Genomic DNA, 26,615 nt, shown 5'->3' on the forward strand with positions numbered 1-26,615 from the left:
GCAGACCATCTGGCAAATTGTCAATTGTCATGTGTACAGGATCATCACCAGGGTGCAACTGATGATAAAAAGGATGAAGCCATACATGAAGATATCGTAGGCGATCCGCAATAATTTGAATTTCTTTGCTAAAACCTTCCCCTGGGAATACTGATCCATGATCATCATGCTGAAGGTCTCCTCCTCATTGCGCATGGTCTCCTTGACTGCTTTCTCATAGTCCGTGAAGGCCGATCTGTAAAAATTACCGAAAAAAAGCAGGTTGACACGCTTGTTCTGGACATCCTCTTCGGTAAATTCACCTTTAAGGATGATCGGCCGGGTACTTAAGATGGCTGCGACCAGGGAGCCCAGGCAGGTGACGATCAGGATCAGGACGGGTATGATCAGATGCGGATAGTCCTGGTATCTTCTGACAAACAGTGTTATGACCACCGATATGATCAGGGTGTTCATAGTGATCAGGATGTTCGACTTGTTGTCGGCGATGGCACTCAGGTTGATCTGCTTACGGGAAGTGGTACGGAACATCGTATCTACAGCCCTGGTGTAAGCCGGTTTCACGGCCAGTTCTTTTTTCAGTTTTTTGATCTCCCTGGCAAGTCCGCTGACCAGTCCCGGGTAATCGGTCCCCGACTGCATAAGGCTTTCTTCAGCCTTCCAGAGATCCATCTTTCGCTTGACTTCCTCCAGGTTCTTCTTTTTCAGATCATCCCATATTTTGTTCGCGTAAGCTGTAAAGTAAGGCTTTTTAAGCATCTGGACCGACTCCTTCAGAAATTCAAGTGCCGGCAGGTTTTCCTTCCTGAGCCTGTTTCTTTCGAGGTGCAACAGTACCGTACGTTCAACAAGGTTGGGAAGGGCAAGATGAACCATATCGGCATCACAGATCACCTCCTCCATCCTGTTCTTTGGAGTTTGGGGGATTTTGGTTGCGTCAATGCATGCACAGATGATCCCGATTTTGACGGGATCAACATTTTTACCTGTTAAAAAACCTGTCGCAATCTTTTTGCTTTCCTCCTCGTGATGAGTATAATCTGCCGTATAACCTGTGTCGTGGAACCAGGCGGCGATGGTGACCCGTTCCATCTCCTCCTGGCTTAATCCTTCGTTCTGGCCGATGACCTTGCAGGCTTCGACCACTTCTTTGGTGTGTGCCAGGTTGTGATAAATGTATTTTTCCGGGTCCAGTTCCGCAAAAAGATGCAGACAAAATTCTTCAGTTTCTTTCAGTAGGCTCAAGAGTGTTGTATTAATTGTCGATTGTCGATTGTCGATTGTCAATTGCCGGTTGCCGGTTGCCGATTGCCGATTGCCGATGTTTGACAGATCCCTGCCTTAGGGAGTAAGAATCTATGCGTAAAATTAAATAAAAACTGATTAAGCAAATCATCCTTCTTTTTTACGGAAATTTATTAATTTCGTTCAGTTAAAGTGCAAATTCTGACTGAAATACGAAAGACTGTCCCGGTTCCCTGGTTTTGCCTTGCTGCACTGACAGGGATGGCTGTGCTCTTTTTGGAGGCCTGTAACAAGGTTCCCTCAGCCAAAGACCCTGCCGGACGAGGGATTTCGGTTCTGGGAGAGGCCGATCAGGGAACTGACAATTCCTTCGTGTACACTTATGATCTGTCTTCCCCTGATCACAGGGTGTTGTTGCCCTCTATTCTTGCGGAGATATCAGGAATTTGCATTTACGATTCGGTATGCCTGGCCGGCATCCAGGATGAAGTGGGACGCATATTTGTGTTCAGGATGGAGGACGGTGCCATCGAAAAAACGATCAATTTCGCAGGAGAAGGTGATTACGAGGATATTACAATAGTCAATGATCACTTTTATGTGTTAAAGAGCAATGGTAATATTTACCGGGTAGGTAAAGACCAAACGATCAAAACAGAAATCAGTCGGTACAAAACACGGTTGAAGTCACGGAATGATTGTGAAGGTTTAACTCCTGCACCACAAAACGATGGTCTTTTAGTAGCCTGCAAGGGTTCACCTTCTCTTGACAGGCAACATCCGCCTGAAAATTACAGGGCCATTTACAGGTTTTCATTTCAAACGGCTGACATTGATACCATTCCGTACCTGGTCATCAACACCGATGAAATAGGGTTGGCCGAAACAAAGGATTGGTACCAGGGCATTAGCATCAAGCTTGCGAATCGCCTGAGCCAGTATGAAAATACCGCTTTTCAGCCAAGCGGCATAGCCTGCCATCCGGTCACCCTTGATTTTTACATCCTTGCGCATGTTGGAAAGATGATTCTCGTAACAAATGATTCAGGAGAGATTCTCCGGATTTTACCGGTTGATCCGGCTATTCTGGCTCAACCTGAAGGGATCTGTTTTGACGATGACGGGACCCTTTACCTTGTCAGTGAAGGTGCCGGAACAGATGCAGTCCTGGCGGTGTTCAAGGCTAAAAATCGATAATCCCGGGTCGGTCTTGTTTTTTGACTACTTTTGCCTTTAGCTCAACACCACGAATGTTATGAAAAAAAGTCTTGTTCTCCTGTTCATTACCGGGATGTTCCTGATCAGTGCGGTTTATCTGCTTGTTAGAACTTCACCTGAAAATAAAACCTATCGGCCGGTTACAAAAGTGCCCAAGACCTATCCGGGTGACTGGATTGCGTATCAGCGTGCTTATCCTTACGGGCAGATAAAGACCAGTTCCTACCTGCAGGCGTTTGAACAGGCTGCTCAGATGCAGCGGTCGTCGTCGCGGTCCGGTTTTGATTATGAACTGATGGGACCTACCAACATTGGCGGCCGCATTACGGATATCGCCGTGCATCCCGACTCTCCTTACACGTGGTACATAGGAGCTTCTACCGGAGGCATCTTTAAAACCACTGACGGCGGCTCCTCGTGGGAAAACGTTTTTCTAAGCGCCCCGCTGATTTCCATCGGAGATCTTGAAATTGATCCCACAGATGAAAATATTATCTATGCTGGCACAGGTGAAGCCAATTCTTCCAGTTTCAGTTTTCTGGGAAATGGCATCTATAAATCCACCGATGCCGGCCAGACCTGGGCCCATCTGGGGTTGGACTATTCCGCCTACATCGGGCGGATCGTAGTTGATTACGATGATCCCCAGCGCATTTTTGCTGCAGCCTGTGGCACGTTGTTCACCCCGGATGAACACCGTGGGGTTTACCGCAGCCAGGATGGGGGTAACACGTGGGAAAAGGTCCTTTTTGTGACAGACTCCACCTCTGCGATCGACATCGTACAGCATCCGGAAAATCCCGATATCTTGTTTGCAGCCATGTGGGAACGCATCCGGGGATTGAGCTACAGAACTTCCTTCGGACTGAGCTCCGGTGTGTACAAATCCACGGATGGAGGCGATACCTGGACGGAGATCACCGACTGGCTGCCTTCCGGATATAATGTCGGAAGGATAGGGATCGACATTGCAAAATCCAGTCCGAACGTGATGTACGCTTTTTACGACATGGCCAATGAAGAGGTCCGGGTCTATCGTTCGGATGACACCGGTGAAAGCTGGTACAGGACCAATGATAACGCCCTGCAGGAGATGAACAGCAATTTTGGATGGTACTTCGGGCAGATCCGGGTCGACATTTATGATGCGAACAAGGTATATGTTTACGGAGTGGAGGCCTTCCGCTCCACCAACGGGGGTAACAGCTGGTCAACAATGGGTGGATGGGACTTTCACGTAGACCACCACGCCATGTACATGGATAAAAACATCAGCCTGTACCTGGAAGGGAACGACGGAGGTCTCTATATGAGCACCAATTACAGCACTACGTGGACGAAAGTGAACAACCTTCCGATCACGCAGTTCTATGCCATCGAAATTGATTACCAGAATCCCGAACGAATCTATGGTGGAACCCAGGATAATAATACAATCCGGACCTATTCGGGAAGTCTCGATGACTGGGAAGCGCTCCTGGGTGGCGATGGTTTTTATACCCTGGTGGATTATACGAATTCCAACATCATCTACGCCGAGTACCAGTACGGGCAGCTCTATAAATCCACTGACGGCGGGAACGATTTCAATTACATCGCCTGGTCGATGGGCAACGACCGCACCAACTGGTCATCGCCGCTGGTGATGCATCCCGTGCTGCCGAATACGCTTTATTTCGGAACCTACCGTGTCTGGAAGACCCTTAACGGAGGCTCACAGTGGACCGCAGTCAGCTCTGACCTGACCGACGGGGACGATGGCAGTGGATATCATACCGTGTCCACCCTTGACATTTCCAGGCCCGACCCGGATATTATCCTGGCCGGAACAGATGACGGACATGTGCATATATCCCTGGATGCCGGTGCCACCTGGAATGAAATTTCGGAAGGGCTTCCCAAGCGATGGATCACTCGCGTGAAGTGTGATCCGGTCTACTCCGACGTGATCTACGCCACCCTGTCCGGATTCCGCTGGGACGAGCCCATTGCCCACGTTTACCGGTCAAATGACCTTGGTCAGACCTGGGAAAATATCAGCGGCAATCTCCCGGAGCTTCCCGTGAACGCAATGGCGATCGATCCTGATGTGGCGGACAGGTATCTTGTTGGAACGGATGCGGGGCTCTTCCTGACCGAAGACGGGGGTGAAAGCTGGTGGGGCGTTTCAGGCGGCCTGGGCAATGTCCCCATCTATGATCTGAAAATCCTGGATTACGACCGCGCCCTTTATGTCGGGACTTATGGTCTCAGCATTTACAGGGTCGACCTGGATGACCTGGCGGTAGGCACCCCGGAACAAACAACCATCACCGAAAACGATCCTGCCGTGACCATCTATCCCAATCCTGTTTCACTCACAGAAGCACAATCAGCATTGATCGAAATTGCCGTGAAGGAAAAAGACCATCTGACGGCCATGATCCTTGATGAGCGCGGACGAAGGGTCATTTCACTTTTCGATGGCAGCTGTTCCGAAGGTACCTGTAAACTTACCTGGAACGGAAAGAATGAGGCAGGGGAAAGGATGCGCCCCGGCCTGTATTTTCTGCAGGTGAGTCACGGTTCCCGCCACTCCGTCAGTAAGATCGTTGTTCTCTGATCAGATTCTGCCTTAAAAATGAACATCATTGTCACAGGAGCAAGCCGGGGCATCGGCAATTCACTGGTCAGGGAATATGCAAAGAACCCGGGCGACAGCATCATAGCCATATCAAGGAACCCGGTTGCGTTAAATGATCTTCGTTCCTATTGTATCAGTCACCATCCCGGAAGTCGTGTCTTCCCTGTTGCCTATGATCTTTCAAACATAGCGTCTGACGACCGGTTGATTCCGGAAGTGGTCAATCATTTCGAAAAGACCGATGTACTGGTCAACAATGCCGGCCTGCTTATCCACAAGCCGTTTGCTGAGTTTACACCGGAGGACATCGACCGGCTGCTCGATATCAATTTCAGAGCTTCGGTTATCCTGATCCAGAAATTATTGCCCTTGATGAACCAAGGGGCTCATATCGTCAATATCGGCAGCATGGGAGGAGTCCAGGGAAGCGTCAAATTCCCGGGTATGTCGGTATACAGCGCCAGCAAGGGCGCGCTGGCCATTCTTACGGAATGCCTGGCTGCAGAACTGGAACCTGCCGGAATATCCGTGAATATGCTCGCACTGGGAGCCGTGGATACCGAAATGCTCCGGATGGCCTTTCCCGGATACAAAGCCCCTGTCACACCGGATGAAATGGCCGCATTCATTGCATCTTTCTCCAGAACGGGACATCATTTTTTCAACGGCAAGGTGCTTCAGCTGTCCTTGTCAACACCGTAGATAAATTTTTCCGGTCAGGGAAATGCTTTCCATTTCTGCAAAAAGCGTACTTTTGCAGAAAGTACGGATAAAAATGGGTCGGACAGGTGAAAAAATTTGCCACGAAGGTACAGTTGACAAGGTTGATGGCCAGTCGGTCTATGTAAGGATCCAATCCGCTTCAGCTTGTTCCTCCTGTCAGATCAAGGGAGCCTGCAACCTTGCAGAATCACAGGAAAAGATCATTGAGGTCAGAAATCAGGAGGGAGAGAGCCATCCGGTCGGAGAAACGGTTGATGTGGTCATGGATCAGTCTTCAGGAACCAGGGCCGTTGTCCTGGCCTACCTCATCCCATTTTTGATCGTCCTGGTATCCCTCGTGATTTTACTGTCGGCCGGGGTGAAGGAAGGTATTTCTGCTCTCCTCTCCATCTTCTTGCTGGTACCTTATTATTCAATTCTTTACCATTTCCGCGACAAGTTGAAAAAGGGTTTCGGTTTCACCATCCAATCCAAATGATGGATCGTTACGGAGCGTCATTTGAAAATGAAAGACACAGGAATGAAGTATAATATGATGCACTACGAATGAAAAAAGCGTTTACGTTATTGGTCTGTTTAACATTGCTCCTGCCGGGTATGTTCGCGCAGGAAAATTCCATTGGAAAGGTCAGGGTAAGCAAAGCCACCTATTATGACAAAACTCCTCCGCTGAGGAGCATGCCGGTGGTGCTCCCAGGTGAAAGGATCCGGAGCTGGAAGAACAACATCATCAAGAATCCGTCGCTGGAACGGACGTTCACCGATGAACAGAAAGCTCATTTTGAAACGGTGACCGATCCCGTTGCCCAGCAGCGGATGGGTGAGCGCAACCAGCGCGGCCCTATCTTGAATTTCAAGGGAGTGGGAAATGTCAACAGCGTTTATCCTCCCGACACGGACGGTGACGTGGGACCCAATCATTATTTCCAGATGATCAACCTGTCGTTCGCCATCTGGGACAAGAACGGGAACAAGCTTTACGGACCGGTGGACAACGCGACGCTCTGGTTTGGTTTTGCAGGACCCTGGACCGGAACAAACGACGGGGATCCGATCGTAGTGTACGATCATCTTGCCGATCGCTGGGTTGCCTCCCAGTTTGCCATCCATACGGATGATGGTTCCTATTGGGAACTTGTTGCAGTGTCAGCCACCGGTGATCCGCTGGGAGAATATTACCGGTATGCATTTGAATTTCCTGCATTCAATGATTATCCCAAACTCGGTGTTTGGCACGACGGATATTATGCCACATTCAACATGTTTGGCGGAAATACCAGGGGTGCAGTGTCCTCCTTTGAACGGGAGAAAATGCTTGCGGGAGATCCGGATGCCCAGATGGTCTACTTTGACATGTGGGGAACCTTCAGCCTTCTTCCGGCCGATGTTGACGGTCCTTCACCTCCGGCCAACTCACCCAATTACATCATCCACCGCCGGGTCTGGGATGATCAGCACCTGGAGGTCTATGCCATGCAGGTGGATTGGGACAATCCGGATAATTCATCCATAGAACTGATCGCCGATCTGGCAACGGAACCCTATAATGCCAGTCTGGATGGAATTCCGCAGCCCGGGACAGGCGTACGGCTTGACGACCTTGCCGTGATGCTGATGTACCGGTTGCAATACCGGAATTTTACTGACTACGAAGTTCTGCTGACCAACCATACCGTCAAGGTGAATGGTAACGCTGCCGTCCGCTGGTACGAACTAAGGAAGGAACAGGGACCGTGGTATGTGTACCAGCAGGGCACCTATGCACCTGATGATGAAAACCGGTGGATGGGCAGCATTGCCATGAACGGGGCGGGTGAAATCGCACTCGGCTATACCGTTTCCAGCTCAGCAACTTATCCCTCCGTGCGTTTTACGGGGAGATCAGCCGACGCACCGGCAGGAGTGATGAACTATGCCGAAAGGGAACTCATAGCCGGCCAGGCCCCTCAGACAGCACTGGACCGGTGGGGGGACTATAGTTGCATGACCGTGGATCCAGTGGATGATTATACCTTCTGGTACACACAGGAATATTCAATGGGCAACTGGAGCACACGCATCGGTTCATTTGACTTCGGACCCGTTCAGCCTCCTCAGATTGCAGCAGCCAAAGATACGGTGATCTGTGAAGACACACCCTTTACGGCGGTATCCACAGGCATCTATGTACAGTCGGTCCTCTGGTCAACGGATGGTGACGGCTTTTTCGTCCCTGCTCCGCCCGTCAATATGGAGCAGGGCTATATCCGCGGACCGTTAGACATTGCCAACGGCGGATTTACGCTTGCCGTTACCGCTTTCGGTTACGAGCCCGGATTGCAGGACCAGGACACCATGTATGTCGCCCTTGCCCGCTGGCCGAGTGTATTCGCCGGTAACGACACCACCATCTGTTATAATACCTCCGTCCTGCTAGAAGGGGAAGTCTCCAGCGCTTCGGAGGTCCTGTGGTCAACACCCGGAGATGGATCTTTTGATGATCCATCCATTTTACAGGCCACCTATACACCTGGAGCCTCTGACCTTGCCAACGGATCGGTACGGCTCACCCTTACGGGTTACCCGATCGATCCCTGTGAGGAACCCAAGTCAGATAAGGTCAGGGTGAAGTTCGATCCCTGCACGGGTATCAGTGAGCCTGCCAACCCGGATGTTCAGGTGAAAATCGTTCCCAACCCTGCAACGGATTCATTTCGCGTGACCATAACCGGTCTGAAAGATCAACCTTATGACATCAGCCTTCTGAACCAGGCGGGGGAGAGGATCTTTACCAAGAAAGGCGCCTCAGGTTCCGGTCCGGTTGATGAGCAGTTCATTATGAATTACCAGCCACGAGGGATCTATTTCATTGAGATCAGGTCTGGAAAGGTGATCCGGACAGAGAAAGTGATCGTTCAGTAGCCGGCAGTCAGTCATTCATTTTCATTGTGAAAAAAATAACACGCCGGGCGTACCCCTTCCGTAATTGTTTTTACATTTGTACCACTTGATTTCAATATCCTGGTAATGTAAATCATTTTATCATTCTGAAAGGAGATCTGCTGTGGACAATGTCATGCTCAATGCAGTCATTTCTTTATCCTCTCTCGGGGTTGTTTTTGCCGTCATCCTGTATTTTGTCGCTCAGAAGTTTAAGGTCGTGGAGGATCCCCGCATCGACCTTGTCAACGAAGTATTGCCGGGAGCCAATTGCGGGGGGTGCGGGTACGCAGGCTGCCGCAATTTTGCGGAGAGCCTGGTGAAAGCCGGCAAACTGGAAGGTTTCTTTTGCCCGGTAGGCGGCAATCCGACCATGGCCCTGGCCGGCGAGATCCTGGGCCTGCAGGCCGTCGCCAAGGATCCCCAGGTGGCGGTTGTCCGGTGCAACGGTTCCCGCACCCATGCTCCCATGAAATACCGGTTCGACGGCCCTGCCACGTGTTTCTTTGCCCATACCCTTTTTTCAGGCGAAAGCGGTTGTCCCTACGGATGCCTTAGTTTAGGGGATTGCGTGGCTGCCTGTAAATTCGATGCGATGTTCATGGACGAAACGACCGGGTTACCGGTGGTGGTGGAAGAAAACTGCACTTCTTGCGGCGCCTGTGTCACAGCCTGCCCCCGGGGAATCATTGAACTCAGGAACAAGGGACCCAAAGGAAGGCGCATTTTTGTAAGCTGTGTCAATAAGGAAAAGGGAGCCGTCGCCAGGAAGAACTGCTCGGTTGCCTGCATCGGCTGTGGCAAGTGTGTGAAAGTGTGCCCCCATGATGCGATCACCCTTGAAAATAACCTGGCCTATATTGATTTCCTCAAATGCAAGTTATGCCGAAAGTGTGTTCCGGAATGTCCCACCAATGCCATCCTGGAAATCAATTTTCCGCCGAGAAAAGAGCAGGTCGCCGGTGCCGAACCAAAACCTCAGGCTGTCGAAATCTGATCTTATATTACAACATTGAATATGATCTGTTATAAATTTCAGGAGGATCCATGCTGAAAACATTCAAGCTTGGAGGTGTTCATCCAGCAGAAAATAAATTATCGGCCAGTCAGCCGATTCGGGAAATCCCACTGCCAAAGAGGGTTTTTGTGACCGTTTCTCAGAATCTCGGTGCACCCTCCCGTGTGATCGTTCAAAATGGTGACCGCGTCAAAACGGGTCAGCTGATCGCCAAGGGTGAGTCCTTCATCTCGTCCAATATCCATTCCCCTGTTTCCGGAAAAGTATTCAAGGTGGATGAGGTTCTGGATATCAGTGGCTACAGGAAGCAGGCCATCCTGATTGATGTGGAGGGTGACGAATGGGAAGACTCCATTGACCGGACAGACGGGATCAACTGGGAGGTTTCCCTGTCACCAAAGGAAATCATTGACCGGATAAGCCAGATGGGGATCGTAGGTATGGGCGGAGCCACCTTTCCAGCCCATGTGAAGCTGATGGTACCCGAGGGAAAGAAAGTGGATACGCTGATCATCAACGGTGTTGAATGTGAACCGTATCTGACAGCAGACCACCGTTTGATGCTGGAAAAAGGAAAGGAGGTCCTGATGGGTGCCTTCATCCTGATGCGCGCCCTGAAGGTGGAAAGGGTCATCATCGGGATCGAGCAGAATAAATCCGATGCCATTGCCCATTTGTCGGATCTGAGCAATAAATTTCCAGGCTTTCAGGTTCAGGGTCTGAAGGTCAAATATCCGCAGGGTGGTGAAAAGCAGCTGATCAAAGCCCTGCTCAACCGGGAAGTGCCCTCTGGAAAACTGCCTTTTGAGGTTGGGTGCGTGGTTCATAATGTCGGTACTGCTTTTGCCGTTTATGAGGCTGTTCAAAAAAACAAGCCCCTTTTTGAACGCGTGGTGACGGTCACTGGCAAGACTTTGAAAAATCCATCAAATTTTCTTGCCCGGATCGGCACACCGATCTCGGAACTATTAGAACAAGCAGGCGGATTTCCCGAAAATGCAGGAAAAATACTGAGTGGCGGCCCCATGATGGGGAAGGCCCTTATCTCTTTTGACACACCGGTGGTGAAAGGGATGTCAGGTATCGTGCTTTTACCCGAAGAGGAATCTGTCCGCGTAAAGGTGCAGAATTGCATCCGGTGTTCGCGGTGTGTTTCAGTATGTCCGATGGGATTGGAACCTTACCTACTTGCCCTTCGGGTGGCTGCTGAAGATTTCGAAGGTTCAGAAAAGGACCGGGTGATGGATTGCATCGAATGCGGTTCCTGTCATTATACCTGTCCTTCGGGAAGGCCTTTGCTGGATTACATCCGTGTTGGCAAAATCAGAGTGGGTCAAATTATCAGGAACAGAGGAAAAAAATAACTTATGAGCACATTAATTGTTTCAGGTTCTCCCCATATTCACTCCGACCAGTCGGTGAAGAAGATCATGTATGGAGTCATCTACGCACTCATCCCTGCTTTTCTGGTTTCCATTTATTTTTTCGGAATGGATGCGCTGATCCTGACCGTTGTTTCCGTCGCTGCCTGTTTGTTGTTTGAATACCTGATACAGAAATACATCATCAAGGGCGAGATCACCATCACGGACGGCTCTGCCGTGATTACAGGCATTCTGCTGGCTTTCAATGTACCCAGCAACCTGCCCCTGTGGATCATCATCATCGGTGCATTTGTTTCCATCGGGATCGCCAAAATGGCTTTTGGAGGCATCGGCAAGAATATTTTCAATCCCGCACTGGTGGGTCGTGTTTTTCTTCTGCTTTCGTTCCCGGTGCAGATGACCTCCTGGCCTGTTCCCAATCCGCAGTTCATGCCTCAGATCACCGATGCAGTCACCGGACCGACCGCACTTGGAATATTGAAAGAAGGGCTTCAGGCTGGCAAAACCGTTCAGGAGCTGATGCCTGAGCTGCCTTCCTATGTCAACGATCTGCTGGGCAACCAGGGGGGAAGTATCGGTGAGGTCTCAGCCCTGGCGTTACTGATCGGAGCTGTTTACCTGTTTTACAAAAAGATCATCACCTGGCACATCCCCGTCGCCTATCTGGGTTCTGCCTTTCTGTTTTCAGGGATCATGCATCTGATCAATCCGGCGCTGTATGTCACTCCGTTCTTCCATCTGATCGCCGGCGGGATGATTCTGGGCGTGTTCTATATGGCTACCGATATGGTCAGCTCCCCGATGTCGGCAAAGGGGATGATCATCTACGGAGTGGGCTGCGGAATCATAACCATGCTGATCAGGATCTGGGGCTCTTATCCGGAAGGGGTTTCCTTCGCCATTCTTCTGATGAATGCGGTGACTCCGCTGATCAACCGCGGATTCAAACCGGCCCGGTTTGGATGAGCCTGTACAAAAGTACCTAACGGATGAAATGATCCATTAAAAGATAGATATCGTGTTCTCCTGAAAAGATACTTATTATGGCAAAGAAAACAGAATCGACGTTTATCAATATGTTCCTGAACCTGCTGATCTTTACCGCGGTAGGTTCGTTTGCACTGGCAGGCGTTTACAATATCACGCTGGAGCCCATTGCGAGGGTGGAAAAATTGAAAATGGAATATGCCATCCGACAGGTCATTCAGGATTTTGATACCGTTGTCACAGATACGCTGATCCTCCCCGACCAGGCAAGACCGATTGGAATGATAACCGGATACAAGAAAGATTCCCTTGTTGGTGTGGCCATTCAAACCTACTCAAAGAAAGGTTACAGCGGATTGATCGAACTGATGGTGGGGTTTGATACGAACGATTTCATTACAAAAATCGAAGTGCTTCAACAGAAGGAAACTCCCGGGCTGGGCACCAAGATGGAAACGCCGGAATTCAAGGAACAGTTTTACGGGAAAAATCCTGCGGAATTTAAACTCAAAGTGAAAAAGGACGGAGGTGATGTGGATGCCATTACGGCTGCCACCATCAGTTCCCGCGCGTTTTGCGATGCGGTGCAGCGGGCATATGATACTTATAAAAATGAAGGAGGTAATTGATTATGAACCAGTGGAAAAATTTTACCAAAGGGTTCATCAAGGAAAATCCGACACTTGTTCTGCTTTTGGGAATGTGTCCGACACTTGGTGTTACAACATCAGCGATGAATGGCCTGGGTATGGGATTGGCGACCACCTTCGTACTGGTGATGTCGAACCTGTGTATATCTGCCATTAAGAATTACGTACCTGATAAGGTTCGTATCCCCGTTTTCATTGTGGTCATCGCTTCATTCGTAACCATTGTTGACCTGTTCATGGCAGGCTATGCACCCGGACTTCATAAACAGCTCGGGATTTTCATCCCCTTGATCGTCGTAAACTGCATTGTGCTTGGAAGAGCAGAAGCCTTTGCATCAAAAAACAAAATACTTTCCTCCCTGATTGACGGAGCAGGGATGGGATTGGGATTTACCCTTGCCCTTACGATCCTCGGGTCCATCAGGGAGTTGCTGGGAAGTGGCTCAATCTTCGGATTGAAATTCATTCCGGGAGATGCCATTCTTATATTCATCCTTCAGCCGGGCGCATTCCTGACCCTGGGTTTTCTGATCGCACTGATAAACAAACTGAAAAAGGCAAATTAAAAATAATACGGAGATGGAATATGTAATCATAATAATATTTATTGTATTTGTCAATAATATTGTCTTTGCCCAATTTCTGGGCATCTGTCCCCTGCTGGGGGTTTCAACCCGCATCTCCACTGCAACGGGAATGGCAGGAGCCGTACTTTTTGTCCTGACACTGGCAACCATCATGACGTGGCTGGTCCAGCGGTTTATCCTTGAACCGTTTCACATTGGTTTTTTACAGACCATCGCCTTTATCCTGGTCATTGCCGCATTGGTCCAGATGGTGGAGATCATCCTCAAAAAGGTTAGCCCTGCCCTTTATCAGGCACTGGGAATCTATTTACCGCTCATCACAACGAACTGTGCTGTCCTGGGAGTTGCAATACAAACAATTACACGGGATCTGGCCTTGCTGACAGCAGTCGTATTTGCCATCTCCAATGCACTGGGCTTTGGTCTGGCCCTGTTGCTTTTCGCAGGTATAAGGGAACACCTGGCGCTGGTGGGAGTGCCGAAAGGGATGCAGGGAGTTCCCATCGCTCTGGTCATCGCAGGGATCCTTTCCATGGCATTCATGGGATTTGCGAACCTGGTGAGCTGGTGATTGCGGGAAAAGCTGCAAGTTACAAGCTGCAAGCTGCAAGCTAGAAGCTGATCGAAAAATTTAGAAATGGACAACGAACCGATCATAGATCTTCAGAACCTGGTAGTTTTCCAGAAGAACATACTGGTCCTGTCCAATGTTACCTTTTCCATCAGGAAAGGGGAGTTTGTATACCTTGTCGGCAAAACGGGAACGGGCAAATCCAGCCTTCTGAAAACCCTTTATGCTGAGTTGCCTGTCAGGGATGGTCTTGGCGTGGTGGCCGGTTTTGACCTTTCAACGATCAAACAGAAAGAGATACCCTTTCTGAGGAGGAAACTGGGCATTGTCTTTCAGGATTTTAAACTTCTGACGGACCGGTCTGTCAATGAGAACCTGAAATTTGTAATGAAATCAACCGGGTGGAAGGATAAGGAGAAAATGGAGGTTCGCTCACAGGAGGTACTTCAAAAGGTCGGTTTGGGCACCAAGGGCTTTAAAATGCCTCACCAGCTTTCCGGAGGTGAACAGCAGCGTGTCTCCATTGCCCGTGCCCTGGTGAATGACCCGGAGATCATCCTGGCCGACGAACCAACCGGTAACCTTGATCCTGAAACATCAGAAGGTATCGTGAAGCTTCTGTTTGACATCAGCAAAACCGGGTGTGCGGTATTTATGGCCACGCACAATTATTCCCTTTTCAGAAAATACCCCTCCAGAACCCTGAAGTGTGAAAATGGCAGGGTGGATACTTCAGAATACATATTCTATTAACCGGTCAGCATTCAGCCGGTTGGAATACAGCCGGGCAAGTACTTTTCTGCGGTGAAGTATTTCCGGTTCTTCGAACTCCTTTTCTTTCAGCCTGGTCAGAACAGCTTTCAGTTCTACGGGGGTATCGGCAATTTCACACAGCTCGTTCAGCCCTGTTCCGTTCAGCATGGCACTGTTGACCAGTAAGAACCTCCCCGTAAACAGGGTGTTCAGCAGCTTCAATTTCAATCCTGTTGCCTGAAATGTGACCAGCACATTGATGTGCGCCTGCTCAATCAGCCGGTTCATTTCTTCGGCGGAAGGATTTTCAATGATTTCGACATGCTTGCTGACCCGGGCTAACTTTTTCAGGTATTCGGGTGGATTCAATCCGGCAATTTTCAGATCAAGGCCGATATCATCAAAGACTTCCCTGATGAGGAAGGCAGCAGCCACCGAATTTTCAGCGACGGAAAGGTTGCCGTGGTAAAGACAATAATTTCCGCGTCCCGGTTTTATGCTAACCTCATTATTGAAATGAAAACTGGGAAGGTGATAAACCGGGATGCCGGTAAACTTGTCCTGCAGATATTCTTTATCCTTCGCGGAAACGGCCAGCATCAGGTCGGCAAATTTCAGAACTTTCTCATATCTTTTCAATTTGATGCTTGCGGTCAGAAAGTAGAGTTTTTTGAACAGGTTTTTTTCAGCCCTGCAGAGGTTGTAGTAATAATGATGTTCAATATTGCTCTCCCTGTAGATCTTCACCTTGCCACTGAGTCGCGGATCGTTCAGGTAGTAACATGTATGGAGCCCTTCAAAAAGGACCGGGTAATCGTCTTTTGACAGATTGCTGATCAGTTGCTCTGACCGGCGGCTGATGACGATGTAGGGTGTGCTGCTCAGAGTTGACCTCAGGCCTGTTTTTCGCTTGTAATAATGGACCGACTCACAGAATTTGTCCAGTTCATTGGCATGCTGACGGTCGTATTCGAAGCAATGGAGATGGATCTTTATTCCCTGGTTGTGCAGCGCCATAAGTTTGCAGTATACGTCGATGACGCCGCCATAGTTGGGAGGGTAGGGGACGGTGAAGGATACAATATGTAAATGACGATCATGCATACTTCCTGAATAGTTCAAGGAGTATCCCTTTTTCATTTTCCCAGTTCAGTTCTGCAGCAGCTTTCCGCAGGTTCTCTTTCCAGGTTTTCCGGCGTTCCTGATCAGTCAGCATGATCTTCATTCGTTCCGAAATGTGTTTTGGATCATGCGATTCGATCATCATGCCTATATTATATTTTTCAATGATCTTTTGTATCTCAGGCAGAGGGGAAGCCAGCACGGGCAGGCCGGCATGGATGTAGTCAAACAGCTTGTTTGGCAAACTGTACCGGTAGTTGATGTTGGTATCCTTGTCCAGGGTAATCCCGATATCTGCACATCGTGTATAATGAAACAGGCGCTCAAAAGGTTGCTTGGGAATGAAAAAAACCTTTTCCTCCAGGTGCAGCCTTTGAACCATTCCCGGGAGAACGGATACGATGTCCCCACCTCCAATGATCAACAGGATCGTCTTATCGAGGTACTGCATGGCCTCAATGGCTTCTTCCGCTCCCCGCTGGATGTTGATGCCAGCACCCTGCAGCAGCACAATGTGTTGATCCTCAGGAAGTTTCAGCTCCTCACGTGCTTTTGTTGTACCACTCCCCCTGGCCGGCGGGATATTCCTGACCACGTGCGGCCGTACACCATACTCCTGCCCGTAGAGATCTGCGATGGAATCGTTGACCGTAACGACATCTTTTAACCGTGGGAAGATCCACTTTTCGATCCTTTTCCAGAAATTCTGCACAAAGGGCCTGTTGACCAGCTCCGGAACACCCGTGTAATACTCGTGACTGTCGTATACAAGAGGGATGTTCTTGATCCGATGGATCAAAAAGTTGGGTAACAGCGTGTCCAGATCGTTGGCAATCAATAGGTCGGCTTTATGAAAAAGCAGGTATGAAAATAACCTGGCATTGAATTCCGCGTAGAACGGCGCCCCTTTTTCAAAAACCAGCCGCATCCGCCTGGTGATGTAGCTTCTTTCGCTCAAGGGCAAGCTGCTTCGCATCCTCCTTCCGACAAGGATGACCCTGAATCCGGTTTCCCGAAGGCTTTCAGCAGTTTTATCCACCCGCTGGTCGGTGACAAGATCGCTGGTGACGGAAACAATGGCTGTTTTCAAATCCAATTCCTTCAGATGATCTTATTTAACGAATCTGAGGTTCATTTGTTGCATTATGATTTTCAAGCTAAAATCCGTTATTTTGTCAGACGTTTAACTACCAACCGGCAGCGGCTGATTTGGCATGATCAGAAAAAATGTTTCATTAAAGAACCACAACACCTTTGGCATTGATGCCAGGGCAAGCCTTTTTGCGACCATTCAAACCGTGGAGGAATTGCAGGGACTGTTTCAGGGAAATGAGATTGACCAATCTGAGCCCATGCTGATTCTTGGCGGCGGAAGCAACATTCTTTTCACCCGGGATTTTGAAGGTCTGGTCATGAAAATGGATTTGCAGGGTGTCAGCGTGATCCGTGAAACCTCCGATGATGCTGAAATCAGGGCTTATGCCGGGCAGAACTGGGATCAGCTGGTCAGCTATGGTGTCGACAGGGGACTGGGAGGGCTGGAGAATCTATCGCTGATCCCCGGCACGGCCGGTGCCGCGCCCATTCAGAATATCGGGGCATACGGAGCTGAGCTGAAGGATGTTTTGACGGAGTTGTGTGCCTGGGACCGGAAAACAATGCAAATGGTTACGATCCCGGCTGAAGCGTGCGGTTTTGGATACCGGACCAGTATCTTCAAAACATCGGACAAGGATCATTATATTATCCTCTCCATCACCCTCCGCCTGATGAAACGTCCTGCCTTCAATCTCAGGTACAGTGCGGTTTCAGAGGAATTGAATCGAATGGATGTCTGTGAACCATCGCTGAAGGCTGTCAGGGATGCGGTGATCCGCATCCGGAGCCGGAAGCTCCCTGATCCAGCCCTTCTTGGAAACGCCGGAAGTTTTTTCAAGAATCCTTCCGTAGCTGCAGAACGATATTCTGATTTAAAGGAATCATTTCCGGGCTTGCCTGGAAATCAGCAGCCGGATGGAACGGTCAAACTGGCAGCCGGGTGGATGATCGAACATTGCGGGTGGAAGGGTTATCGGGAAGGCCAGGCCGGCGTTCATCAGGATCAGGCCCTGGTGCTTGTCAACCTTGGAAACGCCACCGGGATGGAAGTCCTGGACCTTGCGGATAAAATACGGCAATCGGTTGCGGGGAAATTTGGGGTAATGCTGGAAACAGAAGTCAACATTCTGTAAAATCCCGAATTCCAAGTACCAAGATCCAAACAAATTCCAAAATTCAAATTCCAAAACCGCTTTCTGACTATCCCAATGCCGACCATTAAGAGCTCCCGTTCATTGCTGACTGCTGACTGCTGACTGCCGACTTTTGTCAGGACGTCGCTTCGCTCCGCTGCCTACCGCTTCCCGCTCAGCTCCCTGAAGGTGATATACCGCTGGTCGTAGAGAAGGGTCAGGAACCGTGTGACCCTTTGTTCAGCCGGGCTGATCTTCTCGCCCAGACTTTCGTGCAATTTTGAGCAGATTTCTGCTACGTTGGATTCACCGTTAATGGCAAGCCAGGTGGCGGAACCCAGTTCATCGAGATGGATCCGGAAATGATCGGATTTATTCCTGGGGATCAGGTATTCCCGGAGCACCTGATTTTTGAACTTGGGAACCATCAGGGTCACTCTGCCATTTTCCGCAATTTCGTGCGCATGGATCCTGACAGGGGTCAGGGTGAGGTAGTTGGCTCCTTTCAGGATCCTGCGACGTTGAAAAAAGTTCATAAACGTGATCAGATGATAGGATTACGATGTTTTCGCCGCCTTCAAAGGTATTTTGACCAGAATGTAGCCGATGATCAGCAGGATAACGATGCCTGCCAGGTAGCTCGGGTGTGCAAAGATGGCCGGCGGGAACATATTTCCGACGGCGAAGATTGCAAAGAGCAGTCCTACGAGCGCTTCCCCGGCAATCAGTCCGGATGCGAGCAGAACGCCGGTGTTTTCTGCAGTTGTTAGCTGACTGGCTGAAAATCCTTTCTTTTTGGTAAAGTAGTCAACGATGCCTTTGATGAGGCCCCCTATGAAGATGGCGAAGGTAGTTTCCAGGGGCAGGTACATTCCGACACAGACCAGCATGGGGCTTTTGACCTGTGCCAGGATGAATGCAAATCCCATCAGCATCCCGGCGATGATCAGCGGCCAGGCCATATTGCCGCCCACGATGCCCTGGGAGAGCAGGGCCATCAGGTTGGCCTGCGGTGCGGACAGTTTGGTACTTCCAAATCCCCCCTCGTATCCTTCCACCGCTCCTTTGGCGATATCGCCGTCGTTGAGGAAACGCAGCACGAAGAACATTACGGCGGCGGAGATGACCACACCCAGAATGTCGCCAACCTGCATCCGCCAGGGAGTACCTCCCAGGATATGCCCTGCTTTAAGGTCCTGCAGCATTTCACCTGCAACAGCTGCACCCACGCAGACAATGGCCGCGACGCCAAGGGTGGTGGCCACTCCTTCCTGACCGTGAACGCCTAACAGTACCATGATCAGTGCAGTGACTACCAGGGCGGTCAGCGTCAGGCCGCTGATCGGGTTATTGCTCGATCCCATGATACCGACCAGGTAACCGGAAACAGCCGCAAAGAAGAATGCCAGGATGATCAGGATGGTGGCTGCCACGATGGCCACAAGAAAGTCGGCGTGGAAGATGAATTTGGTCACCAGGAAGGTCACGATGGCTACGGCGATGATGCCAAGGATGATCCAGTTGAAACGCAGGTCTTTTTCCGTACGCGGAACGTTCAGTTCAATTCCCTTGGCCGCTTTCCGCACATCGCCCACTGAGCGTTTCAGACCGGCACCCAGGCTGGCCCTCATTCGGTACAAGGTGAACACGGCGCTGACCAGCATCCCTCCGATGGCGATCGGACGGACAATGAAACGCCACACTTTATAGGCAGTATCCACCCAGGCTTTATCGATCGCCGCCGCACCGGATAAGGATGGATCTGCGGCCATAAACGAAGAAGCAATGGCCTGGATGTCAAAACCGGGAGCCAGGAAATACAGGATCATCGGTGTTAGCAATCCCCAGGCGAGCAGCGTTCCCGAGAAGTTCAGCGCCGCCAGCTTTGGCCCTATGATGTAGCCGACGCCAAGGTAAGCAGGAGCTATTCCCGGAGAGCCCATCATCATGCCTCCCTGACCCGAAAAACTGGTTCCGGTGATGAGTTGCTTTGAAAATGTGAAAAACTTTTCCCAGTATGTTGAAAAAAGTTTGAATTCGCCGAGGGCTTTGATCAGACCACCCACGCCCATGGCTGCAAAAAGATAACTGGATCCGCGGCTGGCCTTTTGTCCTGATTTGTGGATCTCAGCAGCAGCAATGGATTCCGGAAAGACCAGTTCAGTGTCTTCCACCATGACCCTGCGCAACAGAGCCACAAACATGATCCCCAGAATGCCGCCGGCAATGAGGATGATCGTGGTGGTTCCGTAGGTGAAGAAATCCTCCGCTGGAATACCCTGACGCTGTGAATCCAGGTACACGATGTAAAAAGCAGGAATGGTGAAAATGGCTCCTGCTGCAACGGATTCACCTATGGACCCCACCGTACGGGTGAAATTTTCTTCCAGAATGGTCCCCCGCATGGCTTTGATCAGCGCCATGCCAATTACAGCGGCCGGATAGGTGGCTGCAATCGTCATCCCTGCTTTCAGTCCCAGGTAGGCATTTGCAGCCCCAAGGACGACAGCCAGTATCAGACCGATGACCAGAGCCCGGATGGTGAACTCCTTCATGTTGGTCTCCGCAGATACAAATGGTACATACTTACGTTGTTCTGACATAGGTTTGGATTTTAATGAGAACGATTTGACCAGGCTAAATAAGGAAAAAATATTGACATGACAAAGTGTTGGCTGAATGTGAAGTTACAGGTTGCATCAAAAGGGTATGTGGATGATCTTTTTTTCCCGGAAATAGGGCTCACTGAAAAACGAATCAATTTCGTAAACGCTATAGGGCCTGTTTAACCGGCTCATCTCCCCGGCAACGTCCCCTCCTTTTAAATAAAGGATCCCGTTTGCGAGCAAACCGGATCCACCCTTGATCCCCTTATTCACGCACCACACCAGGAATTCAGGCAATGCAGCTACAGCGCGGCAAACAATGAAATCATACTGCTCATCAAGGTTCTCGATCCGGGTGTTCCGGGTGGTGACATTTCCAATTCCGGTTTCCTTGACGATATGATCAACCACCCTGATCTTTTTACCAATGGAATCCACCAGATGGAACTGTACCTCCGGGAACAGGATCGCCAGCGGAATGCCAGGGAAGCCCCCTCCGGTTCCGGCATCCAGGATCCGAGTTAATGATTTGAAGCTCATTATCTTAGCGATACTGAGTGAATGTAAGACGTGATGAAGATAGAGGTTCTCGGCGTCCCGGCGGGAAATGACATTGATCCGCGCGTTCCAGAAGGCGTAAAGGGGATGCAATTGCGAAAATTGCTCCTGCTGATGCGCACTGATCCCCGGGAAATATTTCAGGATGATCTCCATCACAACCTGGATCTCTTTGCCTCGAAAATGGAACTGCTCTGCCGGGCGAAAGTAGGATTTTTTATTTTATGAACAACTGCCTGTAGAAAACAATCCGTGCCCATTTCTTTTTGGATGGACCGGAACCAATATTTTTGTTCGGATTGATCAACCAGGCAATGAAAAAAATATTGGCGCTTTTTTTCCTGTGGAGCCTGACCCCGGCATCCCTGTTTTCGCAATCCAGCCAGAGGATGACCGCGGAGGAGTACATCCGGAGATACAGAATTATGGCGATCCACGAAATGAACACGCACCGCATACCGGCAAGCATTACCCTTGCCCAGGGTTTGCTGGAAACAGATAACGGAAACAGTGAACTTGCCCGTCTGGCCCATAACCACTTTGGCATAAAATGCAAAAATGACTGGACGGGACAGGTCTATTACAAGGATGATGACGCCGGGAATGAATGCTTCCGAAAATATGACTCGCCCTATGAATCCTATGCAGATCATTCGGTTTTTCTATCCACCCGGGAGAGGTATCGTTTTTTATTCGACCTGGAAATGACAGATTACGCTGGTTGGGCGAAGGGCCTGAAGTCGGCCGGTTACGCCACCAATCCGGAATATGCCGGTAGACTGATCAGGCTGATTGAAGCTTATTCCCTTGATGAACTTGATGATCAATATGTTCCAGGTAAAATTCTGATCATTAACGGAATGCCAATGGATACGGATACCCCTGTCGTCATGCAGCTGGCAGTTACCGATAGCATTGAATCGCGAAGCTTTGAGTCCACCTTTCGGAAGATCTATGAAAACAATGGTGTAAAGCTCATCTTTGCCTTGAAAAATGACTCTTATTACCAGATTGCCCGTGATTTTGGAATATATTCTTACCAGATACCCAACTACAATGAGCTTCCCAAAAGGGGATCTCTCGTGGAAGGTCAGGTCATTTACCTTGAAAAGAAAAAGAAAAGATCGGATTACGACTATCATTTGGTGAAAGAGGATCAAACATTACATTCGATCGCGCAGCAGTACGCCGTTCGCTCTAAGTCGCTGCGAAAGCTGAACCTGATGAGGAAAGCGGATCACCCGGGCACCGGCCGGATCCTGAGGCTGAACCCCGATGTGCCTTTACCCTGAGGGGTAACCCTCTGTTTTCATTCTAAAACGTCAGTTTGAGTTGTTCTTTACAGTGAAAGGTCAACCGGTGTTCCGGCGACAGACCTGCTTGCCGGATCGCTTTTTTGTGGAAGGCCGTTGGATAGCCCTTGTTGTCGTCCCAATGATAAACCGGGTAGGAGGCATGCAGGGTTTGCATGTATTCATCCCTGAAGACTTTCGCCAGAACGGAAGCCGCCGCAATGGACATATAGATGCTGTCGCCCTTTACGATGCAAACATATGGAATGTCTTCATATCTCCTGAACCTGTTGCCGTCGATCAGAAGAAATCCGGGCCTTGGCACGAGTGATTGAAGGGCCCTGTGCATGGCAAGGAAGGAAGCCTGAAGTATGTTCATTTGATCGATTTCCTGTGGAGTGGAAAACGCCACCGACCATGCGACCGCATCGGAAAGAATTTCGTCACGAAGCGTTTGCCGTTTTTTTGCTGACAGCTTTTTTGAATCATTCAGGTCGTCATTACGGTATCCTTTCGGTAAGATCACTGCTGCAGCATAAACAGGTCCTGCCAGGCAGCCACGCCCTGCTTCGTCGCAACCTGCTTCCGGAAGGTCATCCGAAAAATGACTGATGAGCATATTGAATCCCCTTTATGCTTCGATCCTGAAAAAAAGCTTTATGGCAGCAATCAGGATGATGAGAATGGTAAAGCTTAACTCCGCTACGGCTATCCGTCGGATACCCGAAAAGAAGTAGGCGGTCAGAATGCCTGCAGGCACCGCAAGCACACAGGCGTGGATCAGCAAATGTTCACCGGCCCAGAAAAAACTGATCATGCTGATGATCGTCCAGTAGATGATCACATTCATTCTCTTTCTTACCGTAATAACCTTCTCCGTTGTTTCAAGCGATATTTTGAACAACCCGATGATCACCAGCAGTACAACCACGATTCCCAAAACCAGGTATATTTCCCCGAGCCAGGGTTTCATCGGCCCGAACGTGAAGGGGATGAATCGGAACATGATCCGGACATAATCTTCCAGAAATACCCCGAAAGAATCTGTCCAGTAATAGTAAAAGGCCACAAAGACGTAAGGTGCAATCAGCCCGCTGATGGTGATGATCCACTCGCGGAGGGAAGAAATCCGGTAAATGATCAGGCTGAGCCAGAACAGGATCAAAAAGATCAGGGAAGGGAGGTAAAAAAGCGAGGCAACGGATATCAGGAAGGTTCCATTGAATATTTCTTTATAGGGCTCCGGTTTCAGGTAGATGCTCATATTCACGTTCAATGACAGGATCAGAAACAGGTTGGCCATCAGAACGGGATTTACCGTCTGCACGACAGGAGAATAACTCATCCACGTGAAATAGATCAGATAGGGTAAAAGTATCGTTCTTGCAATGATTTTATGATTGATCATGGATGAATTTAAAATTACAGCCTCCGCCACAACCAACAGGAAGGCGATGATGACCTGAAGGATGGCCGGAATTTTTTCCAGAAGAATGACCAGTCCTGAATATAACGGTGTTTGAAACGACAACCGGGAAGCCTCCTGGGGAAAGATAAAGGCATCCACCCACAGCAGGATGCTGAAAAGGGAAAAGACAATGACCTGACTGTTAAATTGTTTCCTGTAAAAATGGATGATCATCTCATTACTTCGTTAAGTAAGTCATTTCCGATATCCGTTCGGAAGTACATGCCGTCGAAAGCGATGATGCGGGCATTTTTATAGGATAGGGCCAGGGCCTGTTCAAGCGTGTCACCCATTGTGGACACAGCCAGCACCCTTCCTCCGTTTGTGCGGATCTCACCCGGGTCCGGCCCCGGGGATGTCCCGGCATGGAACAGGATACAACCGGATACGTCACCTGTGTGGTGTATCGGTTTTCCTTTTTCATAAGGCCCCGGATATCCTTTTGAGGCGATCATTACGGTTGCACATACCCGGGGATCAATTTCAACCGTTGTTTCAGCCAGCCTTCCGCTGGCAGTGGCTTCAAAAAGCTCAAGCAGGTCGGTTTTCAGGCGGGGCAGGATGGCTTCCGTTTCCGGATCTCCCATCCTTACGTTGTATTCGATCAGGTAGGGTTCGTTGTTTGTCTTGATCAGCCCGAAAAAGAGAAATCCGGAATAGGGAATGTTTTCCGTGAGGAGTCCCTGGATGGTGGGCCGGATGATCCTGTCTTCCAATTTCTTTTTGAACGCATCATCGGCAAAGGGCACAGGTGAGACGGAGCCCATGCCTCCTGTGTTGGGGCCGGTATCCCCGTCACCGATTCGTTTGTAGTCTTTGGCCTCGGGCAATATGCGGTAACTGGTGCCGTCGGTGATGACGAAGGCAGACAGTTCGATGCCCTGCAGGAATTCTTCGATCAGCACCCTGTGACTGGCATCTCCGAATTTTTCATGGATGAGCATTGCATCAAGTTCGCGGAGGGCTTCCCCGGTATCCTGGCAGATCAGGACTCCTTTTCCGGCTGCCAGTCCATCCGCTTTTAAAACGTACGGCGGACGGCTGGTCTGGATAAAATGCCGCGCCTCTTCCAGGTGCTCCCGGTCGAACATCCTGCTGGCGGCTGTGGGTATTCCGTGCCGGCGCATGAACTCCTTGGCGAACACTTTGCTGCCTTCCAGACGCGCTCCGGCAGCTGCAGGTCCGATCACCCTGACATCCCGTGTCAGAGGATCGTTCCCGATGAAATCAGCGATTCCTTCAACAAGGGGTGCTTCCGGACCAACCACCACCATCGTGATGTTCTGCTGGTGAACAAACTGAACGATCCGTTCGAAATCACTGACGGCCATCGGGACATTGGTTCCCACAAGAGCTGTCCCCGCATTGCCCGGAGCGATGAAAAGGTGACCGAGTTGCTTGCTCTGTGCCATTTTCCAGGCAAGAGCATGTTCACGGCCTCCGGACCCTAACAGCAAAACGTTCATAGATCACGGATTTGAGTGTCATGAAGTGCTTTTTCGATTGTTGACCACAGCAGTGCAGCGGTTTTGTCCCAGGAGAATTTATTTCCCTGTTCACTTCCTCTGGCAACCAGTTCCTTCCTTAAATCCGGTTCGTGAAAGATGCGCATCAATGCCTCGGTGATCTGGTCGGGTGAAAAGGGGTCTACCAGCAGCGCTGCATCGCCGGCAACTTCAGGCAGGGAGGTGGTGTTGGAAGCGATGACAGGCGTGTGGCAGGCAAAAGCTTCCACAACTGGAATTCCAAACCCCTCGAAATAAGAAACGTACGTGAGCGCAAGTGCGGAGGCCAGCATACGGTGAAGCTCCTCAAGGGCCACCCGCCCGGTGAAGATCACATCGCTTTTATGAGTCATTGATTCGTAAGCCTGGCGCATGGAGGAAGTCCACCACATTTTGGCACCGACGATCAATAATTTACACGGTGAATCGACGCGCTCTTTGAAATGGTCAAATGCGGTGAACAGGGAAGCAAGGTTCTTTCGCGGATGAAGCGCTCCAATGAAGATGAAGTAGGGCACGCCGCCTGTGTATTCATCCCTCACGCTCTGCTGCTGCCTTTCGTCCAGCGGACAAAAGACGGTATTGGCGCCGTTGTAGACCACATCGATTTTTTCCGGGGAAACGCCATAGCGTTCGGCAATATCGCCTTTCGAATAGGACGAAACAGTGGCTAACCGGACTGCCTTTCGGGCAAAGCGCGGGAAAAAGTTCCGGTAGTACCGGCTCACCTGTTTTGGGAGATCCTCGGGATAATGTTCGAAATTCAGGTCGTGGATGACATCCACGCAAGGTACAGATGTGGACAGTGAAAGGAATCCGTCGGGCGAAACGAACAGGTCGGGTTTGATCTTGCGGAGCATGCCGGGTACGGAGACCTCGAACCAGATCGTATAAAGGAGCACATGCCGTGCAGGAGGACGAACGACAACTGGGATCACATTGCCGGAGAATAGGAAGGATTCATCATAGGAACGGTCGAACAGAAAGTAAAACTCGTGCTCGGGATGCTGCTGTGTGATCCTTTTGAACGACTCACAGGTGAACCAGCCTATGCCGTCAAGTTTGTTCTTTATTAACAGCCGGGTATTTACGGCGATCTTCACGTAATATTGAGGTTAAGAGGAAATTATTACGGCGAACAGATGAATATTATG

At 50.0% G+C, this 26,615-nt stretch carries 24 protein-coding genes; 14 read left to right on the top strand and 10 right to left on the bottom strand.

The features are described from left to right. Positions 1–27: 27 nt before the first annotated feature. Entirely contained in the window at positions 28–1,245 is a 1,218-nt protein-coding gene (locus PKI34_05280; GenBank protein ID HNS17213.1) for a DUF5706 domain-containing protein, read from the bottom strand. Positions 1,246–1,437: 192 nt separating this feature from the next. On the opposite strand from PKI34_05280, the gene PKI34_05285 reads away from it, so the two are divergent. The 12 genes from PKI34_05285 to PKI34_05340 all read left to right on the top strand — a co-directional run bounded on the left by PKI34_05285 (position 1,438) and on the right by PKI34_05340 (position 14,679). Further along, entirely contained in the window at positions 1,438–2,442 is a 1,005-nt protein-coding gene (locus PKI34_05285) for a hypothetical protein (GenBank protein ID HNS17214.1), read from the top strand. 58 nt (positions 2,443–2,500) lie between these two features. Continuing rightward, on the top strand, positions 2,501–5,065 hold the full coding sequence (locus PKI34_05290; protein ID HNS17215.1) for a FlgD immunoglobulin-like domain containing protein: 2,565 nt from the start codon (positions 2,501–2,503) through the stop codon (positions 5,063–5,065). 18 nt (positions 5,066–5,083) lie between these two features. Further along, on the top strand, positions 5,084–5,788 hold the full coding sequence (locus PKI34_05295) for an SDR family oxidoreductase (protein ID HNS17216.1): 705 nt from the start codon (positions 5,084–5,086) through the stop codon (positions 5,786–5,788). Positions 5,789–5,861: 73 nt separating this feature from the next. Continuing rightward, complete coding sequence (locus PKI34_05300; GenBank protein ID HNS17217.1) at positions 5,862–6,287, top strand: SoxR reducing system RseC family protein; 426 nt, start codon at positions 5,862–5,864, stop codon at positions 6,285–6,287. A gap of 68 nt (positions 6,288–6,355) precedes the next feature. After that, complete coding sequence (locus tag PKI34_05305) at positions 6,356–8,710, top strand: T9SS type A sorting domain-containing protein (GenBank protein ID HNS17218.1); 2,355 nt, start codon at positions 6,356–6,358, stop codon at positions 8,708–8,710. 154 nt (positions 8,711–8,864) lie between these two features. After that, positions 8,865–9,725 (top strand): RnfABCDGE type electron transport complex subunit B, encoded by an 861-nt coding sequence (locus PKI34_05310; GenBank protein HNS17219.1) that lies wholly within the window; start codon positions 8,865–8,867, stop codon positions 9,723–9,725. Positions 9,726–9,775: 50 nt separating this feature from the next. Further along, positions 9,776–11,110, top strand: coding sequence for an electron transport complex subunit RsxC (gene rsxC / locus PKI34_05315; GenBank protein ID HNS17220.1), 1,335 nt, complete (start codon positions 9,776–9,778; stop codon positions 11,108–11,110). A gap of 3 nt (positions 11,111–11,113) precedes the next feature. Then, positions 11,114–12,097, top strand: coding sequence for an RnfABCDGE type electron transport complex subunit D (locus PKI34_05320; protein ID HNS17221.1), 984 nt, complete (start codon positions 11,114–11,116; stop codon positions 12,095–12,097). A gap of 77 nt (positions 12,098–12,174) precedes the next feature. Then, on the top strand, positions 12,175–12,747 hold the full coding sequence (locus PKI34_05325; protein ID HNS17222.1) for an RnfABCDGE type electron transport complex subunit G: 573 nt from the start codon (positions 12,175–12,177) through the stop codon (positions 12,745–12,747). A 2-nt stretch (positions 12,748–12,749) separates the two neighbouring features. Beyond that, the gene (locus tag PKI34_05330) at positions 12,750–13,334 is read left to right on the top strand and encodes an electron transport complex subunit E (GenBank protein HNS17223.1); all 585 of its coding nucleotides are present in this window, start codon (positions 12,750–12,752) and stop codon (positions 13,332–13,334) included. A gap of 13 nt (positions 13,335–13,347) precedes the next feature. After that, entirely contained in the window at positions 13,348–13,926 is a 579-nt protein-coding gene (locus PKI34_05335; GenBank protein ID HNS17224.1) for an RnfABCDGE type electron transport complex subunit A, read from the top strand. A 66-nt stretch (positions 13,927–13,992) separates the two neighbouring features. Continuing rightward, positions 13,993–14,679 (top strand): ATP-binding cassette domain-containing protein, encoded by a 687-nt coding sequence (locus PKI34_05340; protein ID HNS17225.1) that lies wholly within the window; start codon positions 13,993–13,995, stop codon positions 14,677–14,679. Here the strand turns inward: PKI34_05340 and PKI34_05345 are convergent. Continuing rightward, the gene (locus PKI34_05345; GenBank protein ID HNS17226.1) at positions 14,659–15,819 is read right to left on the bottom strand and encodes a glycosyltransferase family 1 protein; all 1,161 of its coding nucleotides are present in this window, start codon (positions 15,817–15,819) and stop codon (positions 14,659–14,661) included. The two genes, PKI34_05340 and PKI34_05345, sit on opposite strands and share 21 nt — an antisense overlap. Then, the gene (locus PKI34_05350; GenBank protein ID HNS17227.1) at positions 15,776–16,897 is read right to left on the bottom strand and encodes a glycosyltransferase; all 1,122 of its coding nucleotides are present in this window, start codon (positions 16,895–16,897) and stop codon (positions 15,776–15,778) included. The genes PKI34_05345 and PKI34_05350 overlap by 44 nt, the downstream gene beginning before the upstream one ends. A gap of 118 nt (positions 16,898–17,015) precedes the next feature. On the opposite strand from PKI34_05350, the gene murB reads away from it, so the two are divergent. After that, the gene (murB, locus tag PKI34_05355) at positions 17,016–18,032 is read left to right on the top strand and encodes a UDP-N-acetylmuramate dehydrogenase (GenBank protein ID HNS17228.1); all 1,017 of its coding nucleotides are present in this window, start codon (positions 17,016–17,018) and stop codon (positions 18,030–18,032) included. Positions 18,033–18,193: 161 nt separating this feature from the next. Here murB and PKI34_05360 read toward each other — a convergent pair whose 3' ends face one another. From PKI34_05360 to rsmG, 3 genes are all read right to left on the bottom strand, one after another. Further along, positions 18,194–18,568 carry a PqqD family protein gene (locus PKI34_05360; protein ID HNS17229.1) on the bottom strand — a complete coding sequence of 125 codons (375 nt, stop codon included), beginning with the start codon at positions 18,566–18,568 and terminating at the stop codon, positions 18,194–18,196. A gap of 21 nt (positions 18,569–18,589) precedes the next feature. Continuing rightward, positions 18,590–20,635 (bottom strand): oligopeptide transporter, OPT family, encoded by a 2,046-nt coding sequence (locus tag PKI34_05365; protein HNS17230.1) that lies wholly within the window; start codon positions 20,633–20,635, stop codon positions 18,590–18,592. 96 nt (positions 20,636–20,731) lie between these two features. Continuing rightward, positions 20,732–21,352, bottom strand: coding sequence for a 16S rRNA (guanine(527)-N(7))-methyltransferase RsmG (rsmG, locus tag PKI34_05370; protein ID HNS17231.1), 621 nt, complete (start codon positions 21,350–21,352; stop codon positions 20,732–20,734). Between the two features lie 158 nt (positions 21,353–21,510). Between rsmG and PKI34_05375 the strand changes: the two genes are divergently transcribed. Then, positions 21,511–22,488 (top strand): glucosaminidase domain-containing protein, encoded by a 978-nt coding sequence (locus PKI34_05375; protein ID HNS17232.1) that lies wholly within the window; start codon positions 21,511–21,513, stop codon positions 22,486–22,488. A gap of 22 nt (positions 22,489–22,510) precedes the next feature. On the opposite strand, the gene PKI34_05380 is transcribed toward PKI34_05375, so the two are convergent. Genes PKI34_05380 through PKI34_05395 form a run of 4 tightly spaced genes read right to left on the bottom strand, consistent with a single transcriptional unit; the run spans position 22,511 to position 26,564 of the window. Further along, positions 22,511–23,107, bottom strand: a complete 597-nt coding sequence (locus PKI34_05380; GenBank protein ID HNS17233.1) for a ribonuclease HII — start codon at positions 23,105–23,107, stop codon at positions 22,511–22,513. A 12-nt stretch (positions 23,108–23,119) separates the two neighbouring features. Continuing rightward, complete coding sequence (locus PKI34_05385; protein HNS17234.1) at positions 23,120–24,130, bottom strand: hypothetical protein; 1,011 nt, start codon at positions 24,128–24,130, stop codon at positions 23,120–23,122. After that, positions 24,127–25,422, bottom strand: a complete 1,296-nt coding sequence (purD, locus tag PKI34_05390; GenBank protein HNS17235.1) for a phosphoribosylamine--glycine ligase — start codon at positions 25,420–25,422, stop codon at positions 24,127–24,129. The genes PKI34_05385 and purD overlap by 4 nt, the downstream gene beginning before the upstream one ends. Next, positions 25,419–26,564 carry a glycosyltransferase family 1 protein gene (locus PKI34_05395; protein ID HNS17236.1) on the bottom strand — a complete coding sequence of 382 codons (1,146 nt, stop codon included), beginning with the start codon at positions 26,562–26,564 and terminating at the stop codon, positions 25,419–25,421. Before PKI34_05395 ends, purD begins: the two co-directional genes overlap by 4 nt. Between the last annotated feature and the right edge of the window lie 51 nt (positions 26,565–26,615).

This window comes from Bacteroidales bacterium (assembly GCA_035342335.1).
Lineage (GTDB): Bacteria > Bacteroidota > Bacteroidia > Bacteroidales > JAGONC01 > JAGONC01.